General features: G+C 60.2%; 10 protein-coding genes. 1 reads left to right on the top strand and 9 read right to left on the bottom strand.

Translation table 11 applies throughout. From position 1 onward, the window contains the following. Nucleotides 1-10: 10 nt before the first annotated feature. Nucleotides 11-3,517: a DNA polymerase III subunit alpha gene (gene dnaE, locus AC1D17_RS15545; protein ID WP_477566283.1), complete on the bottom strand. Its 3,507-nt coding sequence runs from the start codon at nucleotides 3,515-3,517 to the stop codon at nucleotides 11-13. A gap of 465 nt (nucleotides 3,518-3,982) precedes the next feature. Here dnaE and AC1D17_RS15540 point away from each other — a divergent pair, with 465 nt between their 5' ends. Continuing rightward, a complete protein-coding gene (locus AC1D17_RS15540) occupies nucleotides 3,983-4,564 on the top strand; it encodes a hypothetical protein (protein WP_477566282.1) in 582 nt (193 codons plus the stop codon). Between the two features lie 54 nt (nucleotides 4,565-4,618). Here the strand turns inward: AC1D17_RS15540 and AC1D17_RS15535 are convergent, their stop codons facing one another. From AC1D17_RS15535 to nuoN, 8 genes are all read right to left on the bottom strand, one after another. Continuing rightward, complete coding sequence (locus tag AC1D17_RS15535) at nucleotides 4,619-5,302, bottom strand: ABC transporter ATP-binding protein (protein WP_264219183.1); 684 nt, start codon at nucleotides 5,300-5,302, stop codon at nucleotides 4,619-4,621. A gap of 18 nt (nucleotides 5,303-5,320) precedes the next feature. Continuing rightward, the gene (locus tag AC1D17_RS15530) at nucleotides 5,321-6,628 is read right to left on the bottom strand and encodes a lipoprotein-releasing ABC transporter permease subunit (RefSeq protein ID WP_477566281.1); all 1,308 of its coding nucleotides are present in this window, start codon (nucleotides 6,626-6,628) and stop codon (nucleotides 5,321-5,323) included. Between the two features lie 11 nt (nucleotides 6,629-6,639). After that, nucleotides 6,640-7,968 carry a proline--tRNA ligase gene (proS, locus tag AC1D17_RS15525; RefSeq protein ID WP_477566280.1) on the bottom strand — a complete coding sequence of 443 codons (1,329 nt, stop codon included), beginning with the start codon at nucleotides 7,966-7,968 and terminating at the stop codon, nucleotides 6,640-6,642. Nucleotides 7,969-8,660: 692 nt separating this feature from the next. Beyond that, nucleotides 8,661-8,930: a DUF1467 family protein gene (locus tag AC1D17_RS15520; RefSeq protein WP_477566279.1), complete on the bottom strand. Its 270-nt coding sequence runs from the start codon at nucleotides 8,928-8,930 to the stop codon at nucleotides 8,661-8,663. A 152-nt stretch (nucleotides 8,931-9,082) separates the two neighbouring features. Continuing rightward, a complete protein-coding gene (mce, locus tag AC1D17_RS15515; protein WP_477566278.1) occupies nucleotides 9,083-9,487 on the bottom strand; it encodes a methylmalonyl-CoA epimerase in 405 nt (134 codons plus the stop codon). A gap of 21 nt (nucleotides 9,488-9,508) precedes the next feature. Beyond that, the gene (locus AC1D17_RS15510) at nucleotides 9,509-11,176 is read right to left on the bottom strand and encodes a ribonuclease J (RefSeq protein WP_477566277.1); all 1,668 of its coding nucleotides are present in this window, start codon (nucleotides 11,174-11,176) and stop codon (nucleotides 9,509-9,511) included. Nucleotides 11,177-11,211: 35 nt separating this feature from the next. After that, nucleotides 11,212-11,979 carry a biotin--[acetyl-CoA-carboxylase] ligase gene (locus tag AC1D17_RS15505; protein WP_477566276.1) on the bottom strand — a complete coding sequence of 256 codons (768 nt, stop codon included), beginning with the start codon at nucleotides 11,977-11,979 and terminating at the stop codon, nucleotides 11,212-11,214. After that, nucleotides 11,976-13,418 carry an NADH-quinone oxidoreductase subunit NuoN gene (gene nuoN / locus AC1D17_RS15500; protein WP_477566275.1) on the bottom strand — a complete coding sequence of 481 codons (1,443 nt, stop codon included), beginning with the start codon at nucleotides 13,416-13,418 and terminating at the stop codon, nucleotides 11,976-11,978. The genes AC1D17_RS15505 and nuoN overlap by 4 nt, the downstream gene beginning before the upstream one ends. Nucleotides 13,419-13,420 lie beyond the last annotated feature (2 nt).

Here is a 13,420-nt window from a genome sequence, read left to right as displayed (position 1 = left end):
AGCCGCACCTTCAGACGAGCTCCACGTCAATGACGCCGGGCGCTGTTCGAAGCGCTGCGGCAATCTCGGGCGAGATGCGATACTTCTCGTTCAGCTCCACCTCGATCTCGCGCTGACCGTTATCCTTGATGACGATGAACGACACCAGGCCATCGCCACGCGTGTTCAGATGGCTCGCGACGGAACGCAACGGGCCGCTGTCGCGGACATAGACGCGCAGCGCCTTCTGCATCTGCAGCGACCGTTCTTCCAGCGATTGTAGCGTCTGGATGCGCAGCCCGATGCCCTCCGGCCGTTCCTCCGCCTGCACCGTCATGACCAGCGATTTGCCGGGCTCCAAAAGGTCGCGGTACTGGTTGAGCGCTTCTGAAAACAAAACGGCTTCGAACTGGCCGGTCGAATCGGAAAAGGCGATGATTCCCATCTTGTTACCGGTGCGGGTCTTGCGCTCCTGCTTGGAGGTGACCGTTCCCGCCAGACGCCCGGCCGCCGCACCCTTTTTCACGGACGCGGCGAAATCGGCAAATGTCTGAACGCGGATTTTGTTCAAGAGCTCGTTATAGGTGTCGAGCGGATGGGCGGACTGATAGAAGCCCAGAACCTGAAATTCACGGTGCAGCTTCTCGGACGCCAGCCAGGGCGAATAGGGCGGCAGACTGATCCTTTCCGGACCGGTCGCAGCACCAGCGCCGAACATGTCGCTTTGACCGCTGATCTTGTTGGCCTGGGCGATCTGCGCGAAACCGAGAATGCGGTCGAGCCCGCCCACCAGTTCGGCCCGGTCATAGCCGAAGCAATCGAAGGCACCGGCGCAGATCAGGCTTTCAAACACCCGGCGATTGCACAGCTTCGGATCGATCCTCAGGCAAAAATCCTCGAGATTGGCGAAGGGTTCGTCACCGCGTACATCGACGATGTGATCGACCGCCGCTTCGCCGACGCCCTTGATGGCTGCCAGCGAATAGTAGATGCGGTTGTCGCCGGTCTCGAAACGCCGGAACGAGGTCTGGACCGATGGCGGGATGACCTCGATGCCGAGCCGCTTGGCGTCCTGGCGGAAATCGTTGATCTTGTCGGTATTCGACATGTCGAGCGTCATCGACGCGGCGAGAAACTCGACCGGAAAATGGGCCTTCAGATAGGCGGTCTGGTAGGAGACGATGGCGTAGGCGGCAGCGTGGGACTTGTTGAAGCCGTAATTGGCGAATTTGGCGAGCAGATCGAAGATCAGGTCGGACTGCGGCTTCGATACGCCGTTATCGACCGCGCCCGTGACGAAGCGGGCGCGCTGCTTGTCCATTTCCTCCTTGATCTTCTTACCCATGGCGCGGCGCAGAAGATCGGCTTCGCCGAGCGAATAGCCCGACAGAACCTGGGCGATCTGCATCACCTGCTCCTGGTAAACGATAACGCCCTGGGTTTCCTTCAAGAGGTAATCGATCTTCGGATGGATCGATTCGATCTCCTCCTCGCCGTGCTTGCGGGCGTTGTAGACCGGGATGTTCTCCATCGGGCCGGGACGATAGAGCGCCACCAGCGCGATAATGTCCTCGATACAGTCCGGGCGCATGCCGATCAGAGCCTTGCGCATGCCGGCACTTTCCACCTGGAACACGCCGACCGTGTCGCCCTTCGACAGCATCTCGTAGGTCGTCTGGTCATCGAGCGGCAACGCCTCGAGCTTGACCTCGATGTTGCGCTTCCTGATGAAATCGACGGCGACCTTCAGCACGGTCAGCGTCTTCAGGCCGAGGAAGTCGAACTTGACGAGCCCGGCCTGCTCGACCCATTTCATGTTGAACTGGGTGACCGGCATGTCGGAGCGCGGATCGCGGTACATCGGCACCAGCTGCGACAGCGGCCGGTCGCCGATGACGATGCCGGCGGCGTGGGTCGAGGCGTGACGGTAGAGCCCCTCGATCTTCTGGGCGATATCGAGCAGGCGGCCGATCACCGGCTCCTTGTCGACTTCTTCCTGGAAGCGCGGCTCCTCCTCGATCGCCTTCGACAACGGCGTCGGGTTGGCCGGATTGTTCGGCACCAGCTTGCAGATCTTGTCGACCTGGCCATAGGGCATTTCCAGCACGCGCCCAACGTCGCGCAGGGCGGCGCGCGCCTGCAGCGATCCGAAGGTGATGATCTGCGCCACCTGTTCGCGGCCATATTTACGCTGGACGTAGCGGATGACCTCCTCGCGCCTGTCCTGGCAGAAGTCGATGTCGAAGTCGGGCATCGAGACGCGGTCCGGGTTGAGGAAGCGTTCGAACAGCAGCGAGAAGCGCAAGGGATCCACGTCGGTGATGGTCAACGCGTAGGCAACCAGCGAGCCAGCCCCCGAACCGCGGCCCGGCCCCACCGGAATGTCCTGCAGCTTTGCCCATTTGATGAAGTCGGCAACGATCAGGAAGTAGCCCGGAAACTTCATCTTCTCGATGACCGAGAGCTCGAAATCGAGCCGCTCGCGATAGTCGGTTTCGGTGTAGCCCGGCGAAAGCCCGAGCTTCTGCATCCGGTCTTCGAGCCCCTCGACGGCCTGGCGGCGCAGCTCGAGCTCCTCGGCGCGCTCGGCTTCCTTCGGATCATCCGATGCGCCGGTAAAGCGCGGCAGGATCGGCCCGCGCGTCTTCAGGACGAAAGAGCAGCGCTTGGCGATCTCGATGGTGTTGTCCAGCGCCTCCGGCAGGTCGGCAAACAAAGCCGCCATGTCCTTGCGGCTCTTCAGGTAATGATCGGGCGTCAGGCGGAAGCGCGAGTCGTCGGACACCATGGCATTGTGCGCCACGGCCATCAGCGCATCATGCGCCTCGAATTCGGCCGGTGACGGGAAGAACGGCTCGTTGGTTGCCACGATCGGTAGTTCAAGCTTGTAGGCGAGATCGACAACCCGGTTTTCGTGGCGGCGGTCATATTTGCCATGGCGTTGAAGCTCGACATAGAGCCGGTCGCCGAAGACCGCGGCAAGCGCTTTCAGCCGCGTTTCGGCCACTCCCGGATGCCCGGATTTCAAGGCCATGTCGACAGGCCCGCCGGAGGCACCGGTCAGGGCGATCAGACCATTCGCTCCGCCCTCCTGCAGCCAAGACAAAGCGATACGAACCGACTGATTGCCTTCGCCGTCCAGGTAGGCGCGGCTGACGATATCGACGAGGCGGACATAGCCTTCGTCCGTCGCAGCAATCAAAACGATTGCCGGAAGCTTGGCCAGATGCTGGGCGTGGCCGCGTTTCTCGCCCTCGCCTTCGTCCTCCATGTCGATGGACAGCTGGCAGCCGATCAAGGGCTGCAGACCATCGTCCATGCATTTCTGCGAGAATTCGAGCGCGGCAAACAGGTTGTTGGTATCGGCTATCCCAATCGCCGGCTGGCTGTCCGCCACGGCCTTGCCGATGATTTTCTTGATCGGCAGAGCGCCTTCAAGCAGCGAAAAGGCAGAATGAACGCGAAGATGAACAAACTGCGGAGACGTATCACCCGAAGCGCCGCCAGCCTGCCGCTTGTCGTTTACCGCATCTGCCATGGCACACCCCGATTCCCGTGAGGGCCGCAGGATATCCTGTTTCCGTTCGCAGATGTCCAGTTTTCATCGGCCGAAGGGCCGCATTTTCAAGCCGCGCCCAGCTTGTCCACAGCCGGTCCGATCCGGATGCCGCGCGGCAGTGCGTTCGTGTGGAATTGCTGCTGGCGAGAGGCTGTTTCACATCCCGATGACAATGATTGAAAAGCTGGCGATGAACATGGCGATGGAGGTCAACGCGGCGAGGTCACGAATGAAATCAGTCATTGGTTGGCTCCTTTTTCCGTTATGTTCTCATATTGTTCTATTTACGTTCACGCGTCAAGCAGGAACTGCCACTCTCGGTGCCGGGAAGGACCGGAATGGTAAACACTTTTCACTTCGGGCTTCACTCAAGAAACCTGACCTCTGGACGCAGGCCGGGCGGCCAACTACTCTGCGCCCGGGTGAAAATCGGGGGATGAAATCATGAAAATATCGATGGCCGTGATGACGGCACTCATCAGCCTGTCTGCCACTGTGGCGCAGGCAGCAGACGCCATAGACCCTGACCGCATCACCTTTGCCGCGACCGGCGATTGGGACAAGGACGGCAGTTCAGATCTTGCGATGCTGGTGGCGCCGCCAGAGGGCAGCGGTGAGGACCATGCCGTCTACATCTATCTCAACGACGGCGACACCGACCGGCTGAAACTGAAGACCGTGGTGCTGAACAAGGTCTGGGGAGATCTGATCATGTCCGGGCGGGCGCCATCGATCACCGCCCTTGCCAACGGCTCGATCCTGATCACCACCCACAATGATTCGATTGGCCGCAATCGCTGGGAGCAGAAGCTGACGATCGCCTATCGGAATTTCGATTTCGTCGTGGCCGGCTATACCTACACGTCCTACGACACGCTGGACCTCGACAATACCACGGATTGCGATTTCAACGTGCTGACCGGCAAGGGAAAGAGCAACGGCAAGCCCGTCGCCACGAAGGGCGAAATCGTGCTTTTGAATGATTGGTCCGACGATCGCGGGCAGACGGTTTGCGGTATCGAGTAACCCCGCTGCCGGCCCCCGAATCCGTGTCGGGGCGGCAGCTGTCAGAGGTAGCCGTTAAAGCTCGACGACCTTGCCGTCCTCGATGGTGACGCGGCGGTCCATGCGCGAGGCCAGCTCGTAATTGTGCGTGGCGATCATGGCCGCGAGACCGGACTGGCGCACCAATGCTTCGAGCGCCTCGAAGACGTAGCCAGCGGTTTCCGGATCGAGGTTGCCGGTCGGCTCGTCGGCCAGCAGCACCAGCGGGGCATTGGCGACGGCACGGGCGATGGCAACACGCTGCTGTTCACCGCCGGAAAGCTCCGACGGGCGGTGTTCGGCGCGGTGGCCGATACGCATATAGTCGAGAAGTGCCGCTGCACGCTCGCGGGCCTCGGCCTTGTTGAGACCGGCGATCAGCTGCGGCATCATGATGTTCTCGATCGCCGTGAATTCCGGCAGAAGATGATGGAACTGGTAGACGAAGCCGATGTCGTTGCGGCGGATGGCGGTGCGCTGCTCGTCTCCGAGCGTGCCGCAGGACTGGCCATTGATCAGCACTTCGCCCCCGTCAGGACGTTCCAGCAGGCCGGCCAGATGCAACAGCGTCGACTTGCCGGTGCCAGACGGCGCCACAAGCGCGACTGTCTGCCCGCCATACAGCGAAAAATCAGCGCCCTTGAGGATCGACAGGGTTTCGTCGCCCTGGCTGTAATGACGTTCGACGCCGGAAAGCTGCAATGCCACGCGCGCATTCATCGTGTCTGTAATCCCTAATTATTCGTAGCGCAGAGCCTGAACCGGATCGAGGCGCGAGGCGCGCCAGGCCGGAAAGATCGTGGCGAGAAAGGAAAGGCCGATGGCCATGAGGACAACCGAAGTGGTTTCGCCCAGGTTCATATCGGCCGGAAGCTGGCTTAGGAAGTAGAGTTCGGGATTGAACAGCGCCGTGCCCGAAATCCAGGAAAAGAACTGGCGGATGGACTCGACGTTGAGGCAGACAATCACCCCGAGCAATACGCCCGCAAAGGTGCCGACAATGCCGATCGCCGCACCGGTCATGAAGAATATCCGCATGATGGCGCCGGATGACGCCCCCATGGTGCGCAGGATGGCGATGTCGCTGCCCTTGTCCTTCACCAGCATGATCAGGCCCGAGACGATGTTGAGCGCCGCCACCAGAACAATCAGCGTCAGGATCATGAACATGACGTTGCGCTCGACCTGAAGAGCCGAAAAGAAGGTCTTGTTGCGGTCGCGCCAGTCGCTGATCAGCACCTGGCGGCCGGCTGCGTCCTCGATCGGCTGGCGCAGATCATCGACCAGATCCGGGTCGGTGACGAACAGCTCGATCGACTGGGCTATGCCCTCGGCATTGAAATAGAGCTGCGCTTCTTCCAGCGGCATGAAGATGATCGAGGCATCATATTCCGACATGCCGATCTCGAAGATCGCCGAGACGGTATAGGATTTGACGCGCGGATTGACGCCCATCGGCGTGATGTCGCCTTCCGGCGCCACCAGCGTGATCGTACCGCCGGCGGTGATCCCCAGCTGCTGAGCCATGCGTGAGCCGATCGCCACGCCGGTTCCGGCGGTATAACCGACGAGATCGCCGGACTGGATATGATCGGAAATCGACTTCATCTTGACGAGATCGTCGGCACGCACGCCGCGGACCAGCGCGCCGGTTCCGGCGCCGCCCGGACCGGAGGCCAGGGTCTGGCCTTCGATCATCGGGATCGCCATGGTCACGCCCTTGACGCCGGAAAACTTCGTCGCAAGGTCGGCATAGTTATCCAGCGGCCCATCGAGCGGCTGGACGATCATATGGCCGTTGATGCCGAGAATGCGCGAGATCAGCTCGGTGCGAAAACCGTTCATGACAGCCATGACGATGATCAGCGTGGCGACACCGAGCATGATGCCGATGAAGGAGAAGCCGGCGATCACCGAAATGAACGCTTCCTTGCGGCGCGAACGCAGATAGCGCCAGGCCACCATGCGCTCGAATGTGGAAAACGGACGGCTCGACGGCGCCTGGGCGGTCGCTGCCTTTTCCTGTTCTAGCGTCGCAGCGCTCATTCCTTGGTCCCTTATTTCGAGGCGGTCAGCTTGTTGATGGCAGCCTCGATCGTCAATGTTTCGCGGGCGCCGGTCTTGCGGTCCTTCAGCTCGACCTCGCCATTGGCGACCGAGCGCGGACCGGCAATGATCTGGAGCGGTACACCAATCAGGTCAGCGGTCGCAAACTTGGTGCCGGCGCGGTCGTCCTTGTCGTCGTACAGCGTATCGAATCCTGCGTTGTTGAGCGCAGCATAGATGGTTTCGCACGCCGCGTCGCAGGCTTCGTCGCCGGATTTCATGTTGATCACAACCGCGTCGAACGGCGCGATCGAGGCCGGCCAAATGATGCCGTTCTCGTCGTGCGAGGCTTCGATGATGGCCGGAACCAGACGGGTCGGGCCGATGCCGTAGGAGCCCATGTGCACCGTGTGCTCCTTGCCGTCCGGGCCCTGAACCTTGGCACCCATGGCTTCGGAGTACTTGGTGCCGAAATAGAAGATGTGCCCGACCTCGATGCCGCGCGCCGAAACTTTCGAGGAATCGCCGATGGCATTGAAGGCCGCCTCGTCATGCATCTCCGAGGTGGCGGCGTAGAGCGACGTCCACTTGTCGAAGATCGCCTTCATCGCTGCCGCGTCCCAGAAATCGGTGTCGTCGGCCGGAATGTCGAAGTCGAGGAAGTCCTTGTGGCAGAAGACTTCCGATTCACCGGTGTCGGCGAGAATGATGAATTCATGGCTGAGATCGCCGCCGATCGGGCCGGTATCGGCCCGCATCGGAATGGCGCGCAGGCCGAGCCGCGAAAAGGTGCGCAGGTATGCGGCGAACATGCGGTTATAGGAATCCACGGCCCCTTCGCGGTCAAGATYGAAGGAATAGGCATCCTTCATCAGGAATTCGCGCGAGCGCATGGTGCCGAAACGCGGGCGGCGTTCGTCACGAAACTTCAGCTGGATATGATAGAGATTGAGCGGCAGATCCTTGTAGGACTTGACGTAGGAGCGGAACACGTCCGTTATCATTTCCTCGTTGGTCGGCCCATACAGCATGTCGCGCTTGTTGCGATCCTTGATCCGCAGCATTTCGTCGCCATAGGCGTCGTAGCGGCCGCTTTCCTGCCAGAGTTCGGCCGATTGCAGCGTCGGCATCAAAAGTTCAACGGCGCCGGCGCGGTTTTGTTCTTCGCGGATGATCTTGGTAACCTTGTCGAGAACCCGCTTGCCGAGCGGCAGCCATGTATAAATGCCGGCCGATTGCTGGCGCACCATGCCGGCACGCAGCATCAGCCGGTGCGAAACAATCTCCGCTTCCTTCGGGGTTTCCTTCAGAATCGGCATGAAAAAGCGGGACAGACGCATGAATGGGTTCCAGAACTTAGAAGCATTTCGCACTATCTTTGGAATCGGGCGAAATAACGTTGAGCTTTCAGGCCGTCTACGCTTGCTTTGCGCGCAAACCGGACACTGCCGTTTGACTGTTGCCGCGACGATCCGGTCAGCTGATTCCACAAGAAGGATGCACCGCGCTCACGCGTTCATAGACGCTTCGCGGCAGGAAGAAAACCCGTCATCTTCGACGGTCCCGAACGTTGCGAGACAAAGGATTTCAAGGCAGGAAAAACAAAAATACCTGCGGCAAAAAGGCACGGTAGTAACAGGATTTTGACAGAAGTTGTCAACGGGGAAAATTTATTAGAGTGTCGCAAAAATGCAAAAAAATCGGATGACAACGCATAATGTTTAAGCTAGTTTTGGCCCACAAAAGAGGCAGGGAGATTAAATTCTTGTCGATTTCGCGGTCAAGTCTTGGGAGGATAAGATCTTAGGCGCGGTTACACGCAGCCACCGGTAACGGATAAGGATCACGCGATACTTTAAAGAACAAGGCTTCTGGCCTTGTTTTTTTTTGACTTTTATACAGTCGCGAAATCAAATTGGATGTGAACACTGCTTCGACGGTGTCAATTCTGTGGCGCACTCACTACCACGATAAATGTACATCTGCGTAAGTGGCCCGTCACAGCCGCCACAGCAACGCCCGTCATTCACCCTCAATAGAACTTCGGAGCAAATTGCGGGATTGCATCCAGGCCGTAACCCAGACGGACGGAAAGAATGTACCACGCGCCGTGGATCACGGCGGCAAGCACCGAGGTCATCAGAAAGACCCGGAGTGCGCGAAAGCGCGCGGGTGCACTTTCGACACTGCCCGGCACGACCTCATTCTCCTCAGCCTGCGTTCGCAAGCCGATCGGCAGGACAATGAACAGCGCCAACCACCAGATGATGAAGTAGATCGCGAAGGTGGAAAAGATCGGCATTGTGGTCTCTCATTGCGAAGGGAGAGGCACGTCTCCCTTTTACATCATGCGCTGTTATAGCGCCTTCGCCCTTGCCCGACAAATACTCCGCCCGGCAAATACCGGGCTCGCGCCGTTCTGTCACACCTGCCCGCGTTTACACTTGCCCGGCTCTATACCTGCTCGAGCTCGATCAGCGTGCCGAAGAAATCCTTCGGGTGAAGAAACAGCACAGGCTTGCCGTGCGCGCCAATCTTCGGATTGCCATCGCCAAGCACCCTGCCCCCGGCAGCAACGAGACTGTCGCGCGCGGCCAGGATATCCTCGACCTCGTAGCAGATATGATGCATGCCGCCAGCCGGGTTTTTGGCAAGGAAAGCCGCGATCGGAGAATCCGTGCCAAGCGGTTCCAGCAACTCGACCTTGGTATTTGCAAGTGTGACGAAAACCACGCTGACGCCGTGCTCCGGCAGCGCTTCGGGCTCCGTCACTAAGACCCCGAGCACCGACCGGTACCGCTCGACCGCCTCAACAAGGTTCGGCACGGCAAGCGCGATATGGTTGACACGTCCAAGCATTTGGATCCGCGTTCCTTGCTGTCAGAGCTTGTTGATGAATACGGTGACGACCGGCTTCTTGCCCCAGACCTCGTTGGCCGTACCACGGATGGCGCGGCGCACCGCTTCCGTCACCATGGCGATATCCTTGCGCTTGCCGCGCGGGATGCTTTCGACGGCGCCGAGGACCGCATCATACAGCGTGTCGTTCATGTCTTCGCCCTCGTCATCGAATTCCGGCAGGCCGATCGGAACGACGATCGGATCGGCGGCGAAATCGTAGCGCGCGTCGAGAATGACGTTGACGGAGACATGGCCGGCGAAGGACAGCTTGCGACGTTCACCGATGCCCATTTCCTCGAAGTCGCCGATCAGGCCGCCATCCTTGTAGATGCGACCATGCGGCGCGGTGCCAATCACCGTTGCAGGCCCCGGCGCAAGCCGCAGGATATCGCCATTGCGCACGCGCGGAACGGTCTTGATGCCGGATTGCAGGCCAAGCTCGGTCTGCGCCGTCAGATGCGCGGCTTCACCGTGCACGGGCACCAGTATCTGCGGACGAGTCCACTGGTACATCTGCTGCAGCTCGTTGCGGCGGGGATGGCCGGAGACATGCACCAGCGCCTCGCTATCGGTGACGATATGGATGCCCTGCTCGATAAGGCCATTCTTGATATCGTTGATCGCCTTCTCGTTGCCGGGAATGGCGCGCGAGGAAAACACCACCGTATCGCCGGCCGTCAGGGCGACATTGCGCATCTCGTCGCGCGAAATCTTGGCGAGCGCGGCGCGGGATTCGCCCTGGCTGCCGGTCAGGATCACCACGACCTTGTCGCGCGGGATATAGCCGAATTCGTCTTCGGCGATGAACGGGTTCAGCCCTTCCATCAGACCGACGTCGCGGGCGACATCGCAGACGCGCTTCATCGAGCTGCCGAGAAGCAGCACTTCGCGGCCGGCGTCGGCCGATGCCTTGGCGATCGAGCGGATGCGGCCGACATTGGACGAAAAGGTGGTGATTGCCACGCGGCCCGGGGCGTCCTGGATGATCTTGGTGAGGCTCGTTGAAACCTCTTCTTCCTGCGGCGATACGCCGTCGCGCATCGCATTGGTGCTGTCGCACATCAAAGCCAGCACGCCCTCGTCGCCGATCTCGCGGAACCGCGCCTCGTCCGTCAACGGACCGAGCGACGGCGCATGATCGATCTTCCAGTCACCGGTATGGACGATATTGCCCAGCGGCGTGCGGATGACCAGCGACATCGGTTCCGGGATCGAATGGTTGACACCGACCGCCTCGATTTCGAAAGGCCCGACATTGATGCGGTCGCCTTCCTTGAAAATGGTGATCGGCACTTCGGCGCGGCTGCGCTCGTAGGAACGCTTGGCTTCCAGCATGCCGGCGGTAAAGGGCGAGGCATAGACCGGCACGTTGAGGCCCGGCCACAGGTCGGCCAGCGCACCGTAATGGTCTTCATGGGCATGGGTGATGATAATGCCCTTCAGGTTCTTGCGCTCTTCGGCAAGGAACCGGATATCGGGCAGCACCAGATCGACACCGGGCAAATCGAGGCCCGGGAAGGTCACGCCGCAATCGACCATGATCCACTGGCGGTGGGCGGGCGAGCCATAGCCGTAAAGGGCCAGGTTCATGCCGATTTCCCCAACTCCGCCCAGCGGCAGGAAGACGAGTTCGTCTTGTTTGCTCATTGAATGATTGCGCCTTATGTCACCCGAAAGGGGTTTTATCCAAAAAATACATCGCCAGCGGCGATGCGCTGAACCGTGCCTGCCCCGAGATCGAGCATCAGCCGGCCGTCTTCATCTATGCCTTCGAACCTTCCGGAAAGCGAGCGATCCGGCAGGTTGACAGTAATCTTCTGGCCGATGCCGCCTGCAGCGGACCGCCATTGTGCAATAATCTCTGCTATGCCTTCGCCACGATTCCAGACGTTCAACGCTTCGCCCATGCTGCGAAACAGATGGGCAAACAGTTCGTCCGGCGAAACGGCGGAGCCTTCCCTATGCAGGCTCGTCACCGGATAGAGCCCATGATCCGGCGCCAGCGCGACATTGATGCCGCAGCCGATCACCAGCGCATGATGCCCGTCCGGCAGTCCCTCGCCTTCCAGCAGGATACCGCAGCACTTTTTACCTGCAATCAGAATATCGTTCGGCCATTTGATCGTGACCGGATTTGCACCCGCCGGCATCACCGCCTGGATCGCCCGATGCACAGCGACAGCGACGGCCAGCGGCAGCGATTGCAGTTTCTCCATCGGCGCCGGATCGATCAGAAGCAGCGAGGCATAGAGATTGCCCGGCTCCGATGCCCAGCTACGGCCACGCCGGCCGCGGCCGGAGATCTGCCGCGTCGCGGTGATCCAGTGAAGTCCCGGATCACCCGCGCGCGCCCGGATCAGGCATTCCGTGTTCGTCGATCCGACATCGGCAAGCGCCGTGTGGCGGAAGTCATCGAGCGAGACCCGGCCGATCCGGTTTTCTCCTGTCAAAAGAAGGTCCGCGCTGCGACTTCGGCCGCCGTGCCGATCGGTCCGCCGATCAGTACATAGGCGAGAACAAACAGACCGGAGAGCCCATAAACAAGACGCAGAACGCCGGAGGGACGTGCAAATTCACCCTTCGGATCATCGAACCACATCAGCTTGATGACACGCAGATAGTAGTAGGCACCGACGACGGAGGCCAGGACACCGATGATCGCCAGCGCGTAGAGATGCGCTTCGATCGCTGCCATGAACACGAAATACTTGGCAAAGAAGCCTGCCAGCGGCGGAATGCCGGCCAGCGAGAACATCATCACCGTCAGAACCGTCGCCATGAGCGGATTGGTCTGCGACAGGCCGGCGAGATCATCGACCTGTTCGACATGATTTCCGTCCTTGCGCTTCATCGCCATGATGCAGGCAAAGGTGCCGAGCGTCATGACCATATAAACCAGCATGTAGATCAGCACGCCACGCACGCCAGCCATCGACCCGCTGGCAAGGCCAACAAGCGCGTAGCCCATGTGGCCGATCGACGAATAGGCCATCAGCCGCTTGATGTTCTTCTGACCGATCGCCGCGAAAGAACCGAGCAGCATCGAGGCAATGGAGATGAACACGACGATCTGCTGCCAGTCGGCAACGATCGACTCAAACGGCGTGATCACCAGCCGGATCAGCATCGCCATAGCGGCAACCTTCGGGGCGGCGGCGAAGAACGCAGTCACCGGTGTCGGCGCACCTTCGTACACGTCCGGCGTCCACATGTGGAACGGAACAGCCGAAATCTTGAAAGCGACGCCGGCAAGAATGAAGACGAGGCCAAAGATCAGGCCAAGCGAGCGGCCTTCCGCCGACAGCGCCGCGGCAATACCTTCGAAGCTGGTGTGACCGGTGAAGCCGTAGACCAGCGACATGCCATAGAGCAGCATACCGGACGACAGGGCGCCGAGAACGAAATACTTCAGGCCCGCTTCCGTCGAGCGAAGATTGTCGCGGTTCATCGCGGCAACGACGTAGAGCGCCAGCGACTGCAGTTCGAGCGCCAGATAGACCGAGATCAGGTCGTTGGCCGAAATCATCAAGAGCATGCCGAGCGTCGCCAGCACGATCAGCACCGGAAACTCGAAACGGTCGATGCCGGTCGAGCGCGCCTCGCCCGCTGACATGATCAACACCACCGTGGAGCCGAACAGCGTCAGCACCTTCATGAATCTCGCAAACGGATCGGACAGGAAGGCGCCGTTATAGGCCTGACCGTCGCCGGTCTGCCAGATCAGCCAGACGCCCGAAAGGGCGAGCAGCACGACGGCAAGGCCGGTGACCAGTCCGGACGATTTCTCGCCCGAGAAGACGCCGATCATCAACAACACCATGGCACCGACCGCAAGGATCAGCTCCGGGGTCGACAGGTGCAGGCTAGCGAGGAATGTTTCAGCAATCATTT

It is taken from the genome of Pararhizobium sp. P1_E7, from assembly GCF_056405855.1.
This window is presented reverse-complemented; position numbering and strand designations above follow the sequence as displayed.